Origin of the sequence: Aeromonas sp. QDB68 (assembly GCF_027707405.1) — a bacterium.
In the GTDB taxonomy this organism is placed as follows: Bacteria; Pseudomonadota; Gammaproteobacteria; order Enterobacterales; family Aeromonadaceae; genus Aeromonas; species Aeromonas caviae.
Window position 1 is genome coordinate 1 of sequence record NZ_JAPCIQ010000051.1, and the last position, 20,658, is coordinate 20,658.

General features: G+C 58.4%; 19 protein-coding genes and 1 pseudogene. 11 read left to right on the forward strand and 9 right to left on the reverse strand.

What is annotated here, in order from left to right; genetic code table 11:
- Window positions 1-78 precede the first annotated feature (78 nt).
- Window positions 79-144, forward strand: a pseudogene (locus PG892_RS22655) (YciI family protein); the annotation flags it as partial.
- 63 nt (window positions 145-207) lie between these two features.
- Here the strand turns inward: PG892_RS22655 and cysQ are convergent.
- Window positions 208-978: a 3'(2'),5'-bisphosphate nucleotidase CysQ gene (gene cysQ, locus PG892_RS14435; RefSeq protein WP_039041322.1), complete on the reverse strand. Its 771-nt coding sequence runs from the start codon at window positions 976-978 to the stop codon at window positions 208-210.
- A gap of 164 nt (window positions 979-1,142) precedes the next feature.
- Here cysQ and PG892_RS14440 point away from each other — a divergent pair, with 164 nt between their 5' ends.
- The 3 genes from PG892_RS14440 (at window position 1,143) to PG892_RS14450 (ending at window position 4,077) form a co-directional block, all read left to right on the forward strand.
- Entirely contained in the window at window positions 1,143-1,460 is a 318-nt protein-coding gene (locus PG892_RS14440) for a ComEA family DNA-binding protein (protein WP_043156043.1), read from the forward strand.
- Between the two features lie 94 nt (window positions 1,461-1,554).
- Complete coding sequence (gene galU / locus PG892_RS14445) at window positions 1,555-2,466, forward strand: UTP--glucose-1-phosphate uridylyltransferase GalU (RefSeq protein WP_010675542.1); 912 nt, start codon at window positions 1,555-1,557, stop codon at window positions 2,464-2,466.
- A 213-nt stretch (window positions 2,467-2,679) separates the two neighbouring features.
- Window positions 2,680-4,077 carry a peptide MFS transporter gene (locus tag PG892_RS14450; RefSeq protein WP_210555876.1) on the forward strand — a complete coding sequence of 466 codons (1,398 nt, stop codon included), beginning with the start codon at window positions 2,680-2,682 and terminating at the stop codon, window positions 4,075-4,077.
- Between the two features lie 70 nt (window positions 4,078-4,147).
- Here PG892_RS14450 and PG892_RS14455 read toward each other — a convergent pair whose 3' ends face one another.
- Window positions 4,148-5,119: a response regulator gene (locus PG892_RS14455; protein WP_029314797.1), complete on the reverse strand. Its 972-nt coding sequence runs from the start codon at window positions 5,117-5,119 to the stop codon at window positions 4,148-4,150.
- Window positions 5,120-5,394: 275 nt separating this feature from the next.
- Between PG892_RS14455 and PG892_RS14460 the strand changes: the two genes are divergently transcribed.
- The 3 genes from PG892_RS14460 to PG892_RS14470 all read left to right on the forward strand — a co-directional run bounded on the left by PG892_RS14460 (window position 5,395) and on the right by PG892_RS14470 (window position 7,759).
- A complete protein-coding gene (locus PG892_RS14460; protein WP_069652184.1) occupies window positions 5,395-6,069 on the forward strand; it encodes a DnaT-like ssDNA-binding domain-containing protein in 675 nt (224 codons plus the stop codon).
- Window positions 6,070-6,141: 72 nt separating this feature from the next.
- A complete protein-coding gene (locus PG892_RS14465) occupies window positions 6,142-6,996 on the forward strand; it encodes a DnaA ATPase domain-containing protein (protein WP_010675546.1) in 855 nt (284 codons plus the stop codon).
- Between the two features lie 127 nt (window positions 6,997-7,123).
- Entirely contained in the window at window positions 7,124-7,759 is a 636-nt protein-coding gene (locus tag PG892_RS14470) for an SDR family oxidoreductase (RefSeq protein WP_270825525.1), read from the forward strand.
- A gap of 56 nt (window positions 7,760-7,815) precedes the next feature.
- Here PG892_RS14470 and PG892_RS14475 read toward each other — a convergent pair whose 3' ends face one another.
- From PG892_RS14475 to PG892_RS14490, 4 genes are all read right to left on the reverse strand, one after another.
- Entirely contained in the window at window positions 7,816-9,009 is a 1,194-nt protein-coding gene (locus tag PG892_RS14475; RefSeq protein ID WP_102949205.1) for an ABC transporter permease, read from the reverse strand.
- On the reverse strand, window positions 9,006-10,142 hold the full coding sequence (locus PG892_RS14480) for an ABC transporter permease (RefSeq protein WP_128313797.1): 1,137 nt from the start codon (window positions 10,140-10,142) through the stop codon (window positions 9,006-9,008). Before PG892_RS14480 ends, PG892_RS14475 begins: the two co-directional genes overlap by 4 nt.
- A complete protein-coding gene (locus tag PG892_RS14485; RefSeq protein WP_128313796.1) occupies window positions 10,142-11,146 on the reverse strand; it encodes an HlyD family secretion protein in 1,005 nt (334 codons plus the stop codon). The genes PG892_RS14480 and PG892_RS14485 overlap by 1 nt, the downstream gene beginning before the upstream one ends.
- A 73-nt stretch (window positions 11,147-11,219) precedes the next feature.
- Entirely contained in the window at window positions 11,220-12,626 is a 1,407-nt protein-coding gene (locus PG892_RS14490) for a TolC family protein (protein ID WP_164882111.1), read from the reverse strand.
- Between the two features lie 290 nt (window positions 12,627-12,916).
- Between PG892_RS14490 and dusB the strand changes: the two genes are divergently transcribed.
- The 4 genes from dusB to PG892_RS14510 all read left to right on the forward strand — a co-directional run bounded on the left by dusB (window position 12,917) and on the right by PG892_RS14510 (window position 17,116).
- On the forward strand, window positions 12,917-13,882 hold the full coding sequence (dusB, locus tag PG892_RS14495) for a tRNA dihydrouridine synthase DusB (protein WP_010675552.1): 966 nt from the start codon (window positions 12,917-12,919) through the stop codon (window positions 13,880-13,882).
- 25 nt (window positions 13,883-13,907) lie between these two features.
- On the forward strand, window positions 13,908-14,204 hold the full coding sequence (gene fis / locus PG892_RS14500; protein WP_005309538.1) for a DNA-binding transcriptional regulator Fis: 297 nt from the start codon (window positions 13,908-13,910) through the stop codon (window positions 14,202-14,204).
- A gap of 194 nt (window positions 14,205-14,398) precedes the next feature.
- Window positions 14,399-15,252, forward strand: a protein-coding gene (locus PG892_RS14505; protein WP_270825526.1) for an IS5 family transposase whose coding sequence is annotated in 2 segments (ribosomal slippage) — window positions 14,399-14,741 and window positions 14,741-15,252 — 855 coding nt in all. Because the reading frame shifts where the segments join, the coding sequence is not laid out codon by codon here.
- A gap of 439 nt (window positions 15,253-15,691) precedes the next feature.
- Window positions 15,692-17,116, forward strand: coding sequence for a hypothetical protein (locus PG892_RS14510; RefSeq protein ID WP_270825527.1), 1,425 nt, complete (start codon window positions 15,692-15,694; stop codon window positions 17,114-17,116).
- A gap of 198 nt (window positions 17,117-17,314) precedes the next feature.
- Here PG892_RS14510 and PG892_RS14515 read toward each other — a convergent pair whose 3' ends face one another.
- The 3 genes from PG892_RS14515 to PG892_RS14525 all read right to left on the reverse strand — a co-directional run bounded on the left by PG892_RS14515 (window position 17,315) and on the right by PG892_RS14525 (window position 20,635).
- Window positions 17,315-18,511: a J domain-containing protein gene (locus tag PG892_RS14515; protein WP_042649079.1), complete on the reverse strand. Its 1,197-nt coding sequence runs from the start codon at window positions 18,509-18,511 to the stop codon at window positions 17,315-17,317.
- A 158-nt stretch (window positions 18,512-18,669) separates the two neighbouring features.
- Window positions 18,670-19,320 carry a hypothetical protein gene (locus PG892_RS14520; RefSeq protein ID WP_042649078.1) on the reverse strand — a complete coding sequence of 217 codons (651 nt, stop codon included), beginning with the start codon at window positions 19,318-19,320 and terminating at the stop codon, window positions 18,670-18,672.
- Window positions 19,304-20,635: an AAA family ATPase gene (locus PG892_RS14525; RefSeq protein WP_104455322.1), complete on the reverse strand. Its 1,332-nt coding sequence runs from the start codon at window positions 20,633-20,635 to the stop codon at window positions 19,304-19,306. Before PG892_RS14525 ends, PG892_RS14520 begins: the two co-directional genes overlap by 17 nt.
- Window positions 20,636-20,658 lie beyond the last annotated feature (23 nt).

Genomic DNA, 20,658 nt, shown 5'->3' on the forward strand with positions numbered 1-20,658 from the left:
GGGCGTGCATCGAGAAGACAGATTATCCCATCCCGGCAGAACTGATGCCGTCAACCCCGTCCTGGTGAATAGATACCGGACCCCTATGTTGCGGCAGGGGTCTACGCCAGAGTGACCATCAAACCGTTCAAGAAAGTCTTCTGAGCCCATCGAGGCTGACAAGAAAAAGGCCGGACACTGTCCGGCCTTTTCGTATCCGATGGTGACTCATGCCCTGGCCACAAACCAGGGATTGAGGATATCGGGCTTGTTGTAGCAAAGCGGCGAACCATCGAGCTGGGTGACGCTGCCCCCCGCCCCTTCCAGTACCGCCTGAGCAGCCCCCGTATCCCACTCGCAGGTCGGCGCGAGCCGCGGGTAAAGCTCGGCCTCCCCCTCGGCAATGATGCAAAACTTGAGAGAGCTGCCCATGGAAACCAACTCGATCTCGCCCCGCTCCAGTTCGCCAAAACGGGCCAGATACTCGAGGGTTTCCTGCGACAGGTGATTGCGACTGCCCACCACGCGCCACACTTGCCCTGCGTCATGAGGACGGGTCTGGATGGTCTCGTGCCTGCCATCGGCCACACGCCAGGCGCCAATCCCCTTGCCCCCATACCAGAGCTTGTCCAGTACCGGGGCATAGACCAGCCCCCAGCGCGGGGTCCCCTGTTCAATCAGGGCGATATTCACCGTGAACTCGCCGTTGCGGGAGACAAACTCCTTGGTGCCATCCAAAGGATCCACCAGCCAGTAGCGGGACCAGCCGAGTCGCGCAGCCATCACCTCGGGGGAGGACTCTTCCGACAACACCGGGATATCGGGAGTGAGACGCGCCAGCGCCTGAACGATCACCTCGTGGGCCCCCTTGTCCGCAGCCGTCAGCGGGCTCTCGTCCTGCTTGTACTCCACCGCAAAGGGCTGGCTGTAGATGGACATGATGGCCTCACCGGCGGCGCGGGCGATGGGCTCCAGTTCGGAAATGGCGGGTAGATACATGGAAAAGAGTTCTCGCTCAAAGGGTTGGTCAGTGTAACCGAGTGAGTATCTTCGGCTTATAGCCGTTTGCACTGACTTATACAGTGTCAAAACTGACAGACAAAAAGTGGCGCAACACAGCTAATGATAAATGTGGCACTAACGCCACATAAGGACATGACGATATGAACAAGAAGACCCTGATCGCCGCACTGCTGCTGGGCTGCCTCCCCCTGTTGAGCCAACCTCTGCTGGCCGCCGACAAGGCGGCGACCAAGCCTGTGGCCACCACCCAAGTCAAGGAAAGCGGCAAGATCAATCTCAATACCGCCAGTGCCAGCGAGCTCACCGCCCTGAAAGGCATTGGCGAGAAGAAGGCACAGGCCATCATCGACCACAGGGAGAAGCAGGGCAAGTTCACCTCCGTCGATCAACTGGCGGACGTCAGTGGCATCGGACCTGCCACGCTGGAAGCAAACCGGGACATGATTATCGTCAAGTAACCGGTTTGAATCCCTATCATCCCGAGGGCAGCCTGTGGCTGCCCTATTTTTCTTCGGGTATCATGAGCCCACTTTGTATCTTCGGACTCACTCCATGAAAAAGACACCGCTCGTTGTTCGCAAGGCCGTTCTCCCCGTTGCCGGTCTGGGTACCCGCATGCTGCCCGCCACCAAGGCCATCCCCAAGGAGATGCTGCCCGTGGTCGACAAGCCGCTGATCCAGTATGTGGTGCGCGAAGCCATCGCCGCCGGCATCAAGGAGATCATCCTGGTGACCCATTCAAGCAAGAACTCCATCGAGAACCACTTCGACAAAAGCTTCGAGCTGGAGGCGACCCTGGAGAAGCGGGTCAAGCGCCAACTGCTGGAAGAGGTTCAGCACATCTGTCCCAAAGACGTCACCATCATGCACGTGCGTCAAGGGGAAGCAAAAGGCCTGGGCCATGCAGTACTGTGTGCCCGCCCCCTCATCGGGGATCAACCCTTCGCCGTTCTGCTGCCGGATGTGCTCATCGACGAGGTGGCCAGCGATCTGAAGCAGGACAACCTGGCGGAGATGGTGCATCTGTTCGAAGAGGAGCAGATCAGCCAGATCATGGTGGAAGCCGTCCCCGAGAGCGAAGTGGACAAATACGGCATCGCCGACATCAAGGGGGAAGCCCTGAGCGAAGGCATGTCCCTGCCGATGCAGGCCATCGTCGAGAAGCCGCCCCGGGATGAAGCCCCGTCCAACCTGGCCGTGGTCGGTCGCTATGTGCTCTCGGCCAATATCTGGCCCTTGCTGGAAAAAACCCCGGCCGGCGCCGGCGACGAGATCCAGCTGACCGATGCCATCGCCATGCTGATGGAAAAGGAGCAGGTCAATGCCTACTTCATGAAGGGACGCAGCCACGATTGCGGCAGCAAGCTCGGTTATATGAAGGCCAATGTGGAATACGCCGTGCGCCATCGGGAACTCAGCAAAGAATTCACCAGCTGGCTGAAGCAGTTTGCCAAAGAGCTGTAATCTCTGAATATTTACAAGATAAGCAGAATAAAAAACTGGGCATCATTCGATGCCCTTTTTCATTTTATAAACAAATATTCAACCATTGATAGATAAAATATCGCTAAATCATAATATTGTAATTTAAAGTCGCTTGTTCTATAAGGATTAAGGCTTGTTCCTAGCCCTTGCATAAAATTTCTAAAAAAATATAAGACACAGGTGGAAGTTCCAATGAATAACCCGTCCAAAGGGACCTTTTTAGGTCACCCTAAAGGGCTTTTTTTGCTCTTTAGTACCGAACTGTGGGAGAGATTCTCCTATTACGGCATGCGTGCCGTGCTCGTCCTCTATCTGACCGACCTGACCGCCAACGGTGGCATGGGCTGGACCCAGGCCGACGCCCTCAAGCTGTACGGCATCTATACCGGTCTGGTCTACATCACCCCCGTCATCGGCGGCTGGCTCGCCGATACCTTCCTGGGCCAGCGCCGTGCCATCCTGTTCGGTGCCGTGCTGATGGCCGCCGGCCAGTTTACCCTGGCACTGCCTCACGCCATGTACCCTGACATGGTCAACACCGTCTTCTATGCCGGCCTTGGCTTGCTGATCGTGGGCAACGGCCTGTTCAAACCGAACATCTCCACCATGGTGGGTGACCTGTATAAAGAAGGGGATCACCGTCGTGACGGCGCCTTCACCATCTTCTACATGGGCATCAACCTGGGCTCCCTGCTGGCCGGCGTGATCTGCGGCGCCGCCGCCACCGCCTATGGCTGGCAAGCCGCCTTCGTCAGCGCCGGTATCGGCATGCTGCTCTCCCTGGTTGTGCAGGCCACCATGGCCCAGCGTTTCCTTGGCGACATCGGCCGTGTGCCCGCCGCCCAGCGTGCCGCCCTGCAACGCTCCAAGGAGCAAAAAGCGCCCCTGACCAAACAGGAAGTGGATCGCATCAAGGTGATCCTGGTACTGGGCCTGTTCACCATCATCTTCTGGGCCGGCTTCGAGCAGGCCGGTGGTCTGATGAACCTGTATGCCCAGGAGTATACCGACCGCATGATCGGCAGCTTCGAAGTGCCGACAGCCTGGTTCCAGTCCCTGAACCCCTTCTTCATCATCACCCTGGCCCCTGTCGTGGCCGCCATCTGGATCAAGCTCGGCAAGAAAGAGCCGAACTCCCCGGTGAAATTCGCCATGGGCCTGCTGTTCCTGGCCGTCGGCTTCCTGTTCATGATCGGTGCCGTGCTGGAGCAAGGTGGTGATCAGGCTGTCAAGACCTCCATGTTCTGGCTGGTCGGTGCCTACCTGTTCCATACCCTGGGCGAGCTCTGCCTCTCTCCCATCGGTCTCTCCATGGTGACCAAGCTGGCTCCGCTGCGCCTGGCCTCCCTGATGATGGGTGCCTGGTTCGGTTTCGTGGCCCTGGCCAACTATGCCGCCGGCTTCATCGGCTCCTTCGTCGGCGAGTCCGGTGCCATGGCCATCTTCGGTGGCATCGCACTGGCCGCCGTGATCAGCGCCCTCATCCTGCTGACCATGGCCAACCGCCTGGTCTACTGGATGCACGGTGCCGAAGGCCCGGCCAAAGAGCCCGAAGAACAAGAGCAGAAACTGCAGTCCGCGACCGTTTGACCGGTCAGGACAGCAGAGACCAAACAGGGCGCCCATGGGCGCCCTGTTTGCATGTGTTCACTTCACAGCGTCAGTGGTGACGAACCTGCATCGTCAGGGCGCTGCCGCTGTCACTGCGAAACTGCAGATCAAAGGGCTCGTGCCAACTTCGCCTGTGCAACGTGTAGCGACTGCTGCGCATCAAGCCGAGCGGCAACCCCCCTGCACGCATCAACCAGTGAGGTGAGGTGAGCCCGGCATTTGCAAAAAGCAGCCCATCCTCCTGATCGAACAGCAGGGCCGCCATGGCAAAGGAGTGACGCAGGCCCGACTCTAGCAGTTGCAGATTGAGGTAATCCAGCAATCGGTGTGGCTGGGTCAGCAGCAGGCTCTCCTGTTGCTGGTATTGGCGATAGGGGCCGTTCATCAGGGATCGCACCAAGGCACCACAGAAAGCCGCATCCACACCGAGGATGGGCAATTCCATCACCAGTACCAGCAGCTTGTCGTCCAGTTTGAAGGTATCCGGGATGAAGAGATTGCCCATGCCGGCAAAGGTGACCTGCCAGGGCCCCCACTCCTGCATGCCAGGGGGGGCCAACCAGGCGAGCAGCCGGCTGCTCGCCAGATCGTGGCCACGGAAGAAGTCGATGTGTTCCATCAGCTCCAGTTGCTGGCTCTGATGCCCGAGGTTTGTCAGGCATTGCTCGATGCTGCGGCGGATCTGCTCATAGTCATTCACCGGTTTGATGAAGAAGTCCCTGGCCCCCGCCCGCAGCGCACGCTCGATCGCAGCCATCTGATCCTGACCGGAGATGACGATGACGGGCACCTGTGGATAGCGGGCGGTGAGGCAGGCAATCACCTCATGGCCATCCATGTTCGGCATGTTCAGATCACACAACACCACATCGGGGTGATAGAGCGCTGCGGCAGAGAGCCCCTCAATCCCGTCTTCTGCCTGAAAGACGCAGGCCCCGTCGTGCTCGAGATAAGATACCAGTGAGTGGCGAAAAACCGCTTCGTCTTCTACCACCAAGATCCGTAGTCCGGCTTTTGACATCTTGACAAAGCTCTTATTAGTCAAATGGTTATTTGAGCATTAAGACTAGATCATGGGCGCTGGATACCGCCACACAATATTGTCGAGCAGCGAGCCGGGCTGGCCTTGGTATCTGCCAAGCGTTTGAAATGGTCCGACTATTTTGATCGCCCCCTTGCGCAGAGATGATTGACAACCGTCGCCCGGCAGCCGTTCTCTCGCAGGTCGGCACCATGAATTGTATGAGGCACCGCCATGAGGGATAATGCCCTCCACTCCAGATCGTGAAGCAGACCATGACGCCAGCCGAATACAGCGCCCTCGCCCATCCCAGACTCTCCCATCCGGCCCGCAGCCTCTATACCCTGCAACTGCGCCGCTTGGTGCTGGAAAATCGGCTGGCCCGACTCAACTATCCCGAGCTTGGCCGGGCACTGGCTGTCGTCGATCCGGGCAATCCCGGTGGTTTCAGCTATCAGGTCAACGCTCGCCAGCTGACCGAACTGCTCGACGAGCTGATGGAGGCCGAACTGCTTCAGGTCGAGGCCCAGGCTGACAGTGAGCACTACCACCAGTGCCCTTTCCAGTTGCCGTTGCTGAGCCAGCGGGTGCGCAGCCCCCTGCCGGCACGCCCGTTCCAGATGCACCTGCAGTGGCGTCCGGACGAAGAACTGCCTGCTCTCGCACGCCTGTGCGGGGTGATCGATGCCAGCTACAGCGAAGAGGATCTCGGGGAGTTCATCGCCTACTGGCTCGGCCGCCCCGAGGTGTTCGACTCCCAGCACCAGTGGATGTTGAAATTTATTCGGGCCATCAAGAGTCGGCGCTACGCCCGCCGCCCGGCGACCGTGGTCACCGGGTACCAGCAGGTCGCGCCAGCCCCGGTAGAGGCTGGCCCGAGCCGCCGGGCGCAAGAGATGATCGATGAGGCCAAACGGCTGGCACAAGCTCAGGAGCCGGAGAATGATTGATACCAGGCGGCCACGAAGTGCACTATTGACCCCCTGCCCATCCAGCCACAGCCCTAGCAGAAGGAGAATTCCATGACAGATCCGCACGACCCGATGCGCCAGGCACTGGAAGAGATCGAGGCCAAACGCCAGAAAATCGCCAAGGCCAGACAGGAGCAACGGGCTCATGATCCCGAGCTCAAGCGTCACGTCAGCAGCCTGCAGCAACGTATTCTCCGACTGCGGGCCGCAACCGGCGGCAGCCAGTACGACTACGAGACCCTGCGCAAGGAGTACGACGCCAAGGCCAATGCCGAAGTGCGCGAGTTGCAGAAGGCGGCCCGCCAGGAGCGGATCCAGAAGCTGATCGCCCAGGCCGACCTCAATCCGGACTGGATCTTCGACAAGATGGATTCCGGTGACCCGGCCCTGCAATACCCCATCGAGACAGCCCGCTACTTCATCAGCGGTTTCGAGCACTGGGAGAAGAGCGGCGGGGGCTGCATGCTGATCTACGGCGATTACGGCACCGGCAAATCCACCCTGGCGGGCGCCGTGGCCCACGAGTTGATCGCGCGCCACCAGAAGTCTGTGATCTTCCAGCAGTGGGCCTCCATCGTGGACAGGCTCTTCTTCAACGTCATCCAGGATCAGGAGGAGCGCAACCAGTACCGCCGCGCCCTGGAAGAGGTGGACCTGCTGATCATCGACGAGGTGGCAGCCAACCGCGCCAAGATGGCGGAGAGTCAGTCCAGCTTCCTCGGTCACCTGCTGCGCCGTCGTCGCAACCTGTCCAAAAGTGTCATCATCATCACCAACCACAGCCCCCAGAGCCTGCATCAGGCCATCGGTGATTTCAGCTATGAGGCGATCAAGGCGTTCAATCCGGTGGACATCCACCTGAGCGGACCCAGCCGCCGTCCCAGCATCGGCCATTACAACGGTTGATCCCGTCGGGCCGGCGTCCCTGATGTCCGGCCCTTCATATCCCCTGCACCTCACAAATAAAAACCACTCTCATTTACAGAGAGCCATCCAGGCTCTAGGCTTGCTCTTTTGTTCGAGAGGGCCTGTCATGCCAACCACACTCATCTTCGGTGCCAGTCGCGGACTGGGCCGCGCCTTCACCGACCACGCACTGCAACTGGGCCACAGGGTCGTTGCCCTGGTGCGCCATGCCGACATGGCCAGCGAGCTGCATACCCTGGGAGTCGAGGTCGTCATCGGAGATGCCCTGGACCCCCTGGCCGTGGCCCAGGCTTGCCGCTTGGCGGGCAGGGATGCCCGGGTAGTCTCCACCCTCGGCAGCTTTCGCCAGAGTGCACCGGTGGATTATCAGGGCAACCGCCATGTGATCGACGAGATGGAGCGCGCCGGGCTCAGCCGCCTGCTGCTGGTCACCTCCCTCGGTTGTGGCGACAGCTGGCAATACCTGCCCGAGCGGGCTCGCGCCGCCTTCGGACACGAGGTACGCCTCAAGAGCCTGGCGGAAAGCTGGCTGCAGACCAGCACCCTTGAGTGGACCATTTTACGCCCCGCAGGGTTGCAGGATGGGGAGCCCACGGGTCAGGCCATCCTGAGCCAGGGGCTAGAGAGGCATGGCCTGGTCAGGCGCCAGGATGTGGCGATACGGGGTTTGCAACTGCTCACCTACCAGGAGGCGTGCGGCCAGATCTATGCCATCGGCGATCCGGGTCTGAATCAGCCATGATCCCTGTGAATGGCAACACGGTCAGCCCAGTGGCTGACCGTGTTGTTGCAAGGCGCCTAGTCGGTGGAAGACGCTGTCGCCCCATCATCCGGCCGCGTTGCAGGGCACGGTTGACGCCAGCGGAGCAACCAGCACGCCAGAGCGCCATACAGCAGCGCCAGTCCCCACAACTGCCACCAGTAGCGGGAGACCTGGGCAAAGTCGGCCCCCATCTGATTGAGGCGCAGGAATCCCTCGATGGCCGGCGTGCTCGGTGCCCACTGGGCCAGCCAGTTGAGGGGGGCCGGGATGAGCTCAAGGGGCCAGATAAAGCCGGCCAGGAAGACCAGCGGCAAAGAGGAGACAAGCACCACCTGGGTCGGTAGATCACGGCGGGTGAACAGGGCGCCGAGCACGATCCCGAGCCAGGTGGTGGCCAACAGGAACGGCAGGGTAAAGAGCCAGAGTTCGCCGGGTACAGCGGTGCGGGCAATACCGTAGTGATCGAAGCAGAAGCCGAAGAAGTAGGTCACCGGAAGGACGAAAAGAGCCCCCACCACCAGGGTGCGGGCCAGCAACAAGGCCGGCACGGGAGCATGTTGCCAGTAGCCTGACTCGCCACGGCGGCTGCGCTGGTTCTGGGTCGCCCCCAGGATGCCGGTCCCCATCAGCAACACCTGATGCAGGATCAGCACGAATACCGCAGGCACCACGTAGTTCACATAGCCCATGGTGGGGTTGAATACCGGCAGCACATTGAGGGCCACCGCGTTCCAGCCCATGGCGGCCTGGGGCAGCGCCTCACCCTGGCTCAACAGCCTGGCCACCTTCACCTGGGCGGCGAGCGTGCCCCCCGCCTGGGCCAGCCCTTCGGCAATGGTGCCATAGACCAGGAAGTAGGAGGCATCCCCGGCATAACCCAGGGTCACGCTCCTGCCCAGCATCAGATCCCGATAGAAGTGGCGGGGAATGTGCAAGATGCCGCTCGCCCTGCCGGTCAGCATCATCTGGCGGGCCTCGTCGAGCGAACCGGCACGGGCCACCAGTTTCACCTGCGCCGTGGCATCGGCCATGAACTCCAGCTGGCGGGAGAGCTGGCTGCCATCCTCGTTGACCACCACCACGGGCTCTTCCCTGGGCAATTGGTGCAGGTAGGGCTGGGGATAGAGGAAGGAGTAGAAGAAGACGCCGCCAAACAGGGTCAGCATGATGGCGCGATCCGCCAAGAGGGTGCGCAGCTCAAGGCGCACCAGATCCCAGAATCCCATCATGGCCTGGACTCCTCATGGGGCAGGGCCGCGCCCGACGGCGTCCGGTAGCGGTGTACCACCAGCAGCAGGGGCAGCAGAAACAGCAGCAGGGCCCCGAGCTGGGGCAGGGCCGCCGTCAACGGTTGACCGTAGTTGGTTTGCCCGATCTGCAGCTCCACATAGTGGGAGATGGGCAGCAGGCTGCGCCAGAACTGGGCCACATCACCCATGGCGCTGACCGGAAAGGTGACCCCCATGAAGGCAAATCCCGGCGCCGTGTAGGCGCCGGCCAGAGAGAGCGCCCGCGCCGGATCCCGGATGATGGCGTAGAAGAAGGCCCCCATGGTGACGCAAGCGGCCGACGCCAGTCCCAGCCCCGCCGTCAGCACCAGCCAACTGCCTTGCATGGGGTACCCAAGCCCCTTGAACAACAGCAGACTCCACGCCAGACCCCACCCCCAGCCGATGAGCACATGGGGCAGCAGGGTACGCCAGAGGCCGAACCAGACCCCTCTGGTGGTCCAGTCCAACCCGAGGCGATCGGTGCGGGCCAGGGCGTTCAGGCCATAGAGCACCACCAGGATCTGCCACACCGCAGGCAGCAGGGCGCTCAGCAGAAACTGGGCGTAGCTGGAATTGATGTTGTAGAGCGCGGTAACCTGGCTCGCAATGGGTACGGATTGTCCCAGGGCACCGGGCAGCGCCTTGCCGTCGGCTATGGCCTCCAACACCCCTACCTGGCCATTGAGAGTTCCCACCACCTGGGCCAGTGCGGAGTTGACCAGCTTGGCAATCAGGATGAACTGGCCATTGTTGAACACGGTCACCCTGGGTTGGGTCCCCTCACGGGCATCCCGCTCCAGGTGATGGGGGATCACCACCAGGGCATAGATGTCTCCCCCACGCAGTGCCCTGGCCCCCTCGTCGATGGCGTCAAACTGCTGCGCTATCTTGAGCCCGGCGGAGCCATCGAGAGAGAACGCCAGTTGTCGGGAGAGGGTGCTGCGATCCAGATCCACCAAACCGACCTTGAGATCCCGCGCCAGGCCGGCTGAAAAGATCCAGCACAGGATCCCTATCAGCACCAAGGGGACCCAGCTCGCCAGCGCCCGGCCGAAGGGGTCCTGCCAGAGCAACCGCCACTCGCGTCCCATCAGAGCTCGACCAGCACGCTCATGCCGACCCGCAGCCCGTCAACCGGCTGCAAGGGGCGCGCTTCCACCTGGAAGCTTTTCATGTCGAACCCCTGGCGGGTGTCGGTGGCACGCCAGGTGGCGAAATCCCCCATCACGGCCACATGGGTCACCTTGAAGCGCACCGTCTGCTCGCCAAGGCCGGGAATTCGAGCATCGAACTCGGTACCCAACGCAAAGCGGGGCAACAGATCTTCACGCACGTGGAACTGGGCCCAGGCATCGCTCATGTCGAGCAGGGTCACCACCGGGAAGCCCTGCGGGGCCAGCTCGCCGCTGCGCAGCAGCACCTGGGAGACTTCCCCGGTGTGCGGGCTGGCGATGCGGGTATCGGCCAGGTAAGCCTCCACTTCGGCCACGCCACCTGCTGCCATCTTGACCTGCTCGCGCGCCGCAATCTTGGTCTCTTCCCGCGCCCCTTCCAGGGTCATCTGGTATTGCTGCCAGGCCATGCCTTCGCTGTACTTGGCCGCCTGCCAGGCGGTCCAGGCCTCATCGCGCTTTTGCAGGGGCATCACGCCATCCCGATGCAGGCTGGCAATTCGCTCGTAGGTTTTGCCATGAAGCAGGGCAGCCGCCTTGGCCTGTTGCCACTGATCTTTGGCGGCCGCGATCTGCTGCACTCGCGCCCCCTTCTCGGCCTCTTCGGCCATGGCACCCGCCGCCGCCTGGCCGGCCTTGGCCTGGCTCAGCTTGGCTTCGATTTCCGGACTGGCCAGGGTAAACACCAGCTGATCTTTGGCAAGCTGATCACCCTTTTTAACCAGTACCTCGTCGATCCGGCCCGCCACCTTGGAGGAGACGGAGTACTGCTGCGCCTCGATCTGCCCCTGCAGGCGCACTGGCTCCGGCTGATAGGTCAGCCAGAAACGCCAGCCCAGCCAGATAACCAGCAGCACCAGCGCCAGTGGCAGCAACAGCGGCTTGGCCTGGCTCATCTTCTTCTTGATGGGGGGATGACTCATGCATTCACCTCGGCAAACGGGCGACCCTTGGCGGTCGAAACAGACATGAAAAAAGGAGCAGAGTGGCGCGCGATCATGAATTCACCTCGATCACTTGCCCATGCTGATACTGATTGAAACTGTTCATCTGACCGGAGAGCGCCAAGAGGCGGGCCAGGGAGATCACGTATTGATAAGCGGCAACAGCGCGCTGGGTCTTGACCCCGGCCAACTGGTTGCGGGCATCCACCACGTCGAGGGAGGTAGAGAGTCCCTGCCCGAACGCCTTGTCCCGCAACCGCACGTTCTCCTCGGCCAACGCCTGGGTGGAAGAGAGAGAGTGATACTCTTCCAGTCCCTGGGCAGCCTCGCGCCAGGTCTTCTCGACCAGCAGCTCCAGATCCTGGCGGGTCTTGGCTTGCAGCAGGTTGACCTGGAGTTCGGCGCTCTTGGCTGCCTGGACTGTCTCGGAGCGGCCATCACGACTCACCAGCGGCATGCTGACCCCGACACCAACCAGCCAGTCCGGTGTGGTCTTGGAGACAATGGAATCATCTTCATAGAGGTTGTAGTTGCCGAACAGGAAGAGCTCGGGGGCGTATTTGCCCTTCTCCAGCTTGATCATCCCCTGGGCCTGCTCCTTCTTGGCCGTCAACAGCTTGAGACCGGGATGCACCGACAGGGTCTCCTCCACGAAGGGAGACAAGGCTGGCATCCCTTCGTTGATGAAGAGGGCGGTATTGGGCTCAGCCTGCTTGAGTTTGAGCATGTGGCCGAGCGCCAGCTGGGCGATCTCCTGGCTGCGCCTGGCCTTCTGGGTATCGATGCGTGCCCTGTCATAGGCAGACTGGGCCGAGAGGCGCTCCACCTTGGCGATCTGCCCCTGGGCTTCGAGCTTCTTGGCATGATCCAGATGGTGTGCCAGTCCCTGCTCGATCTCCTGCTTGGTCTGCACCACCTGCGCCGCCAGCACCACCCCGAAGTAGGTCTGGGAGAGGCTCTCGAAGGTGGACTGCTGTTTGAGCACCAGCAACTGCTCAGCCTCGCTCACCTGGGCCTGACGAATATCCTGGGCCGCATCGATGCGCCCGCCGGTAAAGAGCGGCCATAACATCTTGACCGAACTGGTCACCACGTTCTGCTTGGTGAGGGGGGTGACGAAATCGCTCGGGCTGAGGTTGAGTGCCTGCATCACGGGCCCCAGCACCTTGCCGAATTCCGGATGATTGGCGATGGGGTTGAGATCCAGCATGTCCAGCTCCATCGGCTGATCAAGATGGGTATAGCTGGCCCCCACATCCACCTTGGGCAGGTACATGGCCTTGGCCGCCTCCCGCAGTTGCTGGGCCCTCTCCACCCCGGCCTGCTCTGCCGCCAAGCCGTCATCCTGCTGGATGACCCGACTCCAGGCCTCGGTAAAGCTGACCGTCTGCGCCTGGGCCGACCCCAGCACGACACCCAGCAGGCATGGGCAGAGCGATTTGATGAACTTTGCCGTCATACATCCCCGATCCGTTTGTAATAAAATTGTGTAGAGCCTTTGCTCAATTCAGGCCCGCTATCATAGCCTAAACCGACTTGAGAGGGAGACTCACAAATCACCATCCCCCTCACTCGCGCCCCCCTGACCATGGTCACAGACAATATGTCCGATTTTCAAGCACTCCTGAATTTGCAAGCCTTGGCGCGACGTTTTTTTCAGAAAAAAATGGCTGACGCTCAAATACTAACCTTTTCTCCTGACTAAAAAATGCGTAATATACGCCGCCCTAAGCCGATGGTAACCGTGGAATGCAGATAGGTCCCCACACGCTTGAAACTCCCCTGATCGTGGCCCCCATGGCCGGTGTAACAGACCGACCATTTCGTGAACTTTGTTTACGTTTGGGAGCCGGTATGGCCGTTTCCGAGATGCTGCTGGCCAACCCGGATGTCTGGGATACCCAGAAAACCCGGATGAGAATGGATCACTCTGCTGAAGGCGGCTTGCGATCGGTCCAGATTGCCGGTGCCGACCCCGAGATGATGGCGTTTGCTGCCCGCTACAACGTGGAGCAGGGCGCTCAGATCGTCGACATCAACATGGGGTGTCCGGCAAAAAAAGTGAATAAGAAGCTGGCAGGTTCCGCACTGCTGCGTCAGCCAGACCTGGTCAGATCCATCTGCCGGGCCGTGGTGGATGCGGTGGAAGTACCTGTCACCTTGAAGATCCGCACAGGATGGGATCCGGATAACCGCAATGGCGAGGAGATCGCCCGAATCGCCGAAGATTGCGGTATCGCGGCCCTTGCCGTGCATGGTCGTACCCGTGCCTGCCTCTACAAGGGCGAAGCGGAGTACGACACTATCAGGGCGATTAAGCAGGCCGTATCGATTCCTGTTGTCGCCAATGGCGACATCGATAGCCCGGAGAAAGCCCGGTATGTCCTCGACTATACCGGTGTTGACGCCGTGATGATCGGCCGTGCTGCGCAAGGACGACCCTGGATTTTCCGGGAAATCCGCCATTTTCTTGAAACGGGCACCAAGCTGCCGCCTCCCGACAGGGAAGAGGTTCGCACCCTGATGAACGAGCATGTCACCAATCTGCACCAGTTTTACGGTGCCTATCTGGGAGCGCGCATTGCCCGTAAACACGTGGGCTGGTATCTGGATGAAGAAGAGGCGGGCCGAGAATTCCGTAAGCACTTCAATGCCCTGGATTGTGCAGACGCACAACTCGAGGCACTCGAAGCGTATTTCGATGGATTAGGTTAACGCATAACTAAAGAGCCGACCGAATATGTTCGAACAAACCCTGACTTCTGATGCATTGGTAACAACTACTCACAATCACGCTGCCGAGCCGACCCAACGCCCCCTGCGTGACTCTGTGCAACAGGCCCTGCGTAACTACCTGGCCCAGTTGAACGGTCAGGAAGTGATTGATCTGTACGATATGGTTCTCTCCGAAGTCGAAGCTCCCATGCTGGACGTGATCATGCAGTACACCCGTGGCAACCAGACTCGCGCCGCCGTGATGATGGGCATCAACCGCGGCACTCTGCGCAAGAAACTCAAGCGTTACGGCATGAACTAAGCCATAACAGCTAAGCTATTGAAAATAAAGGCACCATCATTTTATTGATAGTGCCTTTTTCGTTTTGAACCCACATTTGAACCCACACCTACAAGACTAGTTATCATTGTCGACGACTCAACTCGGACTAGGCTGTGTTCTTAAAGTGATGAAGATATAATCTCACATCTTCTCAACAGCTTAAGATCCATTCCGTGTCCCACCGTTATCAGCTGACTGATGCACAATGGGGGCTTATCGAGCCCCAGTTTCCTTCTCGAAGCCTGATCGGGCGCCCTACCCGTGAACCGCGCCAAGTGCTCGATGGCATTCTCTGGATACTCCACACCGGAGCTCCTTGGCGAGACCTTCCAGAACGTTTCGGACCATGGAATTCGGTCTACAACACCTTCCGGCGTTGGCAGGATGCAGGCCGGATTGATGCCATTCTGGAAGCGCTGCAACTCAAGCTCAATGAAGAAGGGCTCATCGATTTCGACCTGTGGTGCCTGGACGGCTCCAATGTCAGGGCATCCAAAGATGCTGCCGGAGCGCGTAAAAAAACACTCCGGTGAATCAAGCACTTGGTCGCTCTCGTGGTGGTTTTGGCAGCAAAATTCACTTGGTCACTGATGGTAATGGTTTACCGCTGGGGTTCTGCCTTTCGCCGGGGCAATCAGCGGAAATCAGATATGCGACAAGTGCGTTGGCCATGGCAAGGATCCCGACTTCATCAGGCCGTTATCGCACGCGTCCAGCGCATCTTGCCGCAGATAAGGCCTATAGCAGCAGGGCTTTGCGGGCCGAACTCCGGCGCAGAGGGATAAAAGCAGTCATCCCGCAGCGCAGCGACCAGCAGCGGCACCATAAGGGACGACCTCTGGTATTAGACAAAGCTCGTTATCGCAGGCGAAATGTGGTCGAGCGGTGCTTCGGATGGCTGAAGAAGTTTCGCCGATTCTCAACGAGATATGAAAAGCTGGCGGGAAGTTTTGCTGCTTTTATCAAGCTGGCTTTCTGCCTTCGTTACTTACGAGAGCTATTGGTGGACAGAAAACCAGCATTTTAAGAACACAGCCTAGCCTGATGAACAGCGTTGACCACATAACTGTACCTATCCTCCCCATGTTGCCTAATGCAAGAGAGGGCCATTGGCCCTCTCTTGCTATCTATGTTGTTGGTCAGTGCAAACAGCACTGCTTGTACTTCTAGCCGCAGCCAAAGGGACACGGCTCGTTGCGGCCAATCTTGATGGGTACCACCACTGGTGTTCGCTACGTTGTGCCAGAAAGTGGGCATGAAGGATACGAGCAGCAAATCGGGCCTTGGTGGCTTGCTCTTGCAGGTGTTCATTGCTGAGCGCCTCCAGCGACGTAGACATGGTTTCTTAACCATGTGTTCTTTATGGTCTCTGTCATCCGGGGGATGTCGCTCCAATGGATAGGCATCTATATCGGTCTCAGGCACAATGTTCGATTAGATAGACCTGATAATGGGTAGTTCAGCTGATGGCACGAATATTAACCAAAGCGCAATTGAGTAAACTGGAAAGCAAAAGCCAAGCCGAGCTGTTGGCTATCGTGCTTGACCTGGCAACGCATCTTCCCCTCGCAAAAAAGCACCTGATTAACCAGTACCTTACTGCTGAGGATGCCTTATTGGCATTGGCAAAAAAAGAGTATAGCAAGCTCACTCGTCGCCCCCCTTCCTGGGAGTATAAGGAGGTGGATGCCTTCTTCGATACCTTGCAAAATCAGTTTATTCCGTTGCTGGCCAAGGGGATCGTCGCCTCTCCAAGGGAGGGAGAACTCTTCGCCCTCGAGTTGCTGGCGAATGCCAGAGCCTTGTATGAAAAGATGGATACATCCAGTGGCAGCTGGGAGGACTACCATCTTGCGCTGGTCGAACAGTGGTTGATGGCGATCGCTGCTCAACGAGAGTCTGTCCCCCCAGAGGTGCTGGCTCGTCGATTGCGTGACGGATTGTCAGACATTGATCCATCGATCAGCATTACTTGCCTGTTTGATTACCGTGATGTGCTCGGCTCCCAAGTGATGCGAGCCTTGCGCGATAACTATGCGGCGGCAGGTCTATTGCCAGAGGCGTTGGGGTTGAGCTTTGAGTTGCGTGATATTGCATTCTTTGACTCGGTGCAACAGGCTGGTCTCTTTAGCCACCCCCGTCAGCAGATTGACTATGCCAGACTGCTGACCGACGAATTACGCGCCGATCAAGCCGTCGCGGTATTAGAGGCAATGGACTCGGCTCTGTTGCAGCGCCACCGCCAATTGAACCTGTGGCATCAAGTGTTGATCCGGGCCTATCTGGAAGAGGGACGCCGAGCTGACGCTCATGCTCAGGCATTACGCGCGTTTGCTAGCACACGGGCAAACTCGTTTTTTGCGAGTTATTGCCAAAGTGGAGATGAGCCTAGAGAAGTAGCATTAGGCCAGTTTGTTGCCATTGCCGAATCATGGGGGCTACGCGAGGTCTTGTTGCTGTTGGAGGAGGTTGATGCATGGCCACAACTGGCACAACGGCTTGAGCAATGTACAGATGCAGACTTGCAGGAGGATCTCTCACTCCTTGCTGGTTCAACCGTACGAACCTGGTCGAGCCGCCTCTATCAGCAGGGATTTATCGTGGTGGCAGTGCGGCTACGTCGTCAATTGGTGGCCAATGTCGTTAATCAGGGCAAGAGCACCTACTACACGGGGGCAGCCTCGGATCTGAAAAAGAGCCTGGATTATCAGGCGGCCTTAAAGGTAGAACAAGAGGATGGAGAGAGACCTCTCTGTTCGCCACAGGAGTATCTGAATCAGCTTTATCAGCAGCACAAACGCAAGAGCAGCTTTTGGGAGGCGGTTCGTCAAAAGCTACCGGTCATTACCATGTCGGCGAGCGGTGTGCAGTATCAGGCCGAGAATAAATAAGGCGCTAACACCTTTCACTCGGTCAGTCAGCTTGTGCTGGTGTTCCATGCGCCCTTGGCTGTCCAGCGCCTCGATAGCACTCATCTGGATGTCTCATTGCCACGACATCCTTCAAGCTACCCAAAACAAGAGAGAGCCATTGGCTCTCTCTTGTTTTCGAAATAGGTGTTTTCAAAAAATGTGTTTTCGAAAAAAGTGTTATCGAAAGAAGATCTCATCAAAGTCCGGCTCTTCATCCCAGATGGCGTGCTGACGTGCGTCCCAGCGCTCGGCCAGATAGGGTTTGAGGGTTGCAAGGGTGGTGATGGTCGCCAGTTGTCCATGCAACTGCTTGATATCCCGCTGTAGATAGTGCTGATGCTCCTCGAACGCGAGATCGGTCTTCTTCTTCGAGCGCTGTTTAAACTTGTGCAAGATAACCCCTTGCACTCCCTCCGGGCCACTATAAAAGCAGATCTCGAGCTCACGTTTTTTCTGCCAGAGCGCCGGATTGATGGCCACCAGATTCTCTTCACTCAGCAGCTTGTCTGCCTCGGGCAGATGGGTGTGAGCCAGGTGCAACAGAGTAAACATATCCCGCGTTTCCCACGCATGGCTGAGCTCGCCCATCAGGCGGCTCTTCTCTTCACGCTTGACCGGGTCTTGCTCCCGATCCGGGTGCAGCGTCATAGCCAGCTTGCGATAGAGCTGCTTAAGGCTTGAGTTATCGAGCAGTTGCTCAACCCTGGCAACCTCATCCGGATCGGCCATGTCATGATGATCCTGCCAACGTGCGAAAGCCTCGTCATTGGCAAAGGGGTCATCGCCACAGTCCGGCGCGTCGTCGTCCCACTCATGCTCATCACCGCCCTGTTTTTGGGCCTGGGCTTGCATATAGTCGCGCAGCTTCTCGGGATTTCTGACCATCTCGCGCAGCAGCTCGATATCATCGGGGCTCTCGCCAAACGCCTCTTGCAGCATGTCAGTGATAAAATCGCAGCTCGCCTCGAGCTGATCATCATCGAGCTGGCTGACGCTGCCCGCTTGCACCGCCATATAGAGTGACTCCAGATCCAGCTCCCCCCGAAACGGGTTGGATTCAAGATACCCCATCAATTCATCAATCCAGCCATGGAGCATCTCGCGCTGCCACTGGGTAAAACTTTTGCGGGCGGTGAAACCGGCCAGCCGCTGGCAAAGCTGAAAAATCAGCCCACACTGCTCACGCTCCAGAGGCTCAATGTCGCTGACAAAGCGCTGATAGATATCCGCCCCCTCTTGCTCCTGTTTGGCCAGCTTGGCCTGCAGCTTTTCGATGGCCTGCCACTGGCGATGAAAATAGGCAAGGGCCGGACTCTCGTGGCGCGGCTCGGCTTTTTTTCGCTTGGCCGAGGTTTTACTCTTGGTCAGTGACATGAAAACTCCAAATGAAAACGGGATAGTTGGCTACCGTGGCCACGGCAGATTATCAGAGGGGAGGAGATGCGCCTATCCTCGCGGTCTGCTGCCGGAGAAAAGCGCACGAGGTGTACCGAGGTTGTGGCTCCCGAGTCACCCGGGCAGGCACGCAATCGCTAGAGCTGACTGCGCAGTATGTTCACCAGTACAGGTGCGAAGGGCTCCAGCTTGCCTTGTTTGGGCTGGCTCAGATCTTCGATCAGCATTGTCAGCAATTGTGCATCATCTTCCAGCGCCAGTGCCTGCTGATCATCGCCATAGTGGGTCCAAATCAGGCTATCCACCAGCTGTTTACGCTTGGCAACCAGCACCTTGTTGCTTTGCTCCGTATCACCCAGATTGAGTACCCGGATCGCCTCTTTGGCTCTTTCCGTCAACCCCTCAACCCGACCACTCCATTTAAAGCGCAACTCGGTTTCGCACTCAGGCATCAGCGGGGTCAACGGCAGAGGCTGCGAGCCATGGGCGGCATCGCACTGTTTCGGTGTTTTGCAACTGGCTACCAGATTGCTGAAATCCATGGTGCGCTTAGGGGCGAGATCCCTAGCCTCAACATGCTCGTTCATGGTGTCTTCACTGGTGCCGCTGATGGCTTGGCAACAGTAGGCGCAGAGATGGAATTGCTCAGTAGTGCAAGCCTCCCGGATCTGCTGGCGAATTGCCTGACCCTCTTCATCGTTGGGTAGGTCGTGATATCGAGCATGAGGATTTTGACGTTTGAATGCCGCCAGACTTGCAGGTTCTTGTCCCTTATAAATCTTGCGCACGGCGCAGCTCCTCTTTGCGCAGCAGCAGACTTGCCTTGGTCAGTTCCAGATTGTTGGCAGGCAGGTCAGCTTTCAGCTCGGCCAGCAAGGCATTGGCCTTATCGAAACGCCGATCTTGAATCAGATCGAGCAAGTCGTTGAGTCGGCTTGCCACTCGCTCATTGCGAATAGCGGTATCCATCACCTCCAGCAGCACCGAGTTCGCATCCTGACCATATTGGGACGGCACTTCGGTGAGTTCACCGTTATCAAGCGAATAGACCAGTACATCCTTGCAATCGCTGATCACCAGAGGGGAGTGGGTGGTCAGCACAAACTGACAGTTGGGGAAGGTATCGGTGAGCCGCTGGATGATGGCGCGTGCCCATTGCGGGTGCAGGTGCATGTCCACCTCGTCGATCAGCACCACCCCATCGCCGTGAAGGGGGTTTTCCAGCTCTGGGTTCATCATGGCGAGGCGGCGGGCAATATCGCCCACCAGCGCCATCAGGGATTTCTCCCCTTGCGACAGTTGCAACACATTGAGGGTCTGACCCTCCTTGTCGATGGACATATGCAGGCGCGGCTTACGGCGAACCTTCAGATTTTTAAATCCGGGCATAAAGTTGGCAATAGCTGTGCGCACCGCCGTCAACTGGCGATCTCTGGCTGATGCCTGTGCCTGTTGCAACTTTTGCCAAAGAGCAGGATCGAGCAAATCTTGAAGTTCATTGAGAACATCAGCAGGGATTACCGACTCATTTTCGCTATCTTCCCGCTCGCGAAACCACTCAAAGAAACGACGAAAATCGACTCCTTGACTCAGAGAATTATCATAACCATCGAGTTGGCGAAATGAATGTTTCTCTTTGATCTTTAGCGGAATATCCAGCACCACCCGTTCGACTGGATAGAAGGCGATCAGGGGCAAGCTGACATTTTCCAGCTCTGTCAATCGTGCTCGATACACATCGGCCAGCTTGCTGGCCTCGGTCAATATGGATTGCTCGTTGCTCTTGCGGCCAGCACGGGTCTTGGTGAGTGACCAACTGTATTCGTGCTGCTGATCGTGTAGTTGAAGAGAGACCACTGCGGTATTGGCACGATTGAGGATTACCTCCTCTGGAATGGGGCTACCGTTGCCTTTATCGCTGCGCAAACGGGCAACAAACCAGCTCAACGAGGTTGCCAATGATTTGAGTACCGAGGTCTTGCCTGCGCCATTGTTGCCGATCAGCACAGTCACATTCGAGTTGACGCGCTCTGTGGGGGCAAACTCGATGGCAAGACGCTCAAAACGCCCCAGATTTTCGAGGGTGAGTTGTTTGATTTCCATGCTCTATTCCTAATTCTGCTGCC

What these genes read in the sequence shown, in the direction of transcription:
- PG892_RS14450 (WP_210555876.1), top strand. Translation starts at nt 2,680, where the DNA reads ATGAATAACCCGTCCAAAGGGACCTTTTTAGGTCACCCTAAAGGGCTT.
- PG892_RS14515 (WP_042649079.1), bottom strand. Translation starts at nt 18,511, where the DNA reads ATGTCACTGACCAAGAGTAAAACCTCGGCCAAGCGAAAAAAAGCCGAG.
- PG892_RS14455 (WP_029314797.1), bottom strand. Translation starts at nt 5,119, where the DNA reads ATGTCAAAAGCCGGACTACGGATCTTGGTGGTAGAAGACGAAGCGGTT.
- PG892_RS14460 (WP_069652184.1), top strand. Translation starts at nt 5,395, where the DNA reads ATGACGCCAGCCGAATACAGCGCCCTCGCCCATCCCAGACTCTCCCAT.
- PG892_RS14525 (WP_104455322.1), bottom strand. Translation starts at nt 20,635, where the DNA reads ATGGAAATCAAACAACTCACCCTCGAAAATCTGGGGCGTTTTGAGCGT.
- cysQ (WP_039041322.1), bottom strand. Translation starts at nt 978, where the DNA reads ATGTATCTACCCGCCATTTCCGAACTGGAGCCCATCGCCCGCGCCGCC.
- PG892_RS14465 (WP_010675546.1), top strand. Translation starts at nt 6,142, where the DNA reads ATGACAGATCCGCACGACCCGATGCGCCAGGCACTGGAAGAGATCGAG.
- PG892_RS14490 (WP_164882111.1), bottom strand. Translation starts at nt 12,626, where the DNA reads ATGACGGCAAAGTTCATCAAATCGCTCTGCCCATGCCTGCTGGGTGTC.
- PG892_RS14480 (WP_128313797.1), bottom strand. Translation starts at nt 10,142, where the DNA reads ATGGGACGCGAGTGGCGGTTGCTCTGGCAGGACCCCTTCGGCCGGGCG.
- PG892_RS14440 (WP_043156043.1), top strand. Translation starts at nt 1,143, where the DNA reads ATGAACAAGAAGACCCTGATCGCCGCACTGCTGCTGGGCTGCCTCCCC.
- dusB (WP_010675552.1), top strand. Translation starts at nt 12,917, where the DNA reads ATGCAGATAGGTCCCCACACGCTTGAAACTCCCCTGATCGTGGCCCCC.
- galU (WP_010675542.1), top strand. Translation starts at nt 1,555, where the DNA reads ATGAAAAAGACACCGCTCGTTGTTCGCAAGGCCGTTCTCCCCGTTGCC.
- PG892_RS14485 (WP_128313796.1), bottom strand. Translation starts at nt 11,146, where the DNA reads ATGAGTCATCCCCCCATCAAGAAGAAGATGAGCCAGGCCAAGCCGCTG.
- PG892_RS14470 (WP_270825525.1), top strand. Translation starts at nt 7,124, where the DNA reads ATGCCAACCACACTCATCTTCGGTGCCAGTCGCGGACTGGGCCGCGCC.
- PG892_RS14475 (WP_102949205.1), bottom strand. Translation starts at nt 9,009, where the DNA reads ATGATGGGATTCTGGGATCTGGTGCGCCTTGAGCTGCGCACCCTCTTG.
- fis (WP_005309538.1), top strand. Translation starts at nt 13,908, where the DNA reads ATGTTCGAACAAACCCTGACTTCTGATGCATTGGTAACAACTACTCAC.
- PG892_RS14510 (WP_270825527.1), top strand. Translation starts at nt 15,692, where the DNA reads ATGGCACGAATATTAACCAAAGCGCAATTGAGTAAACTGGAAAGCAAA.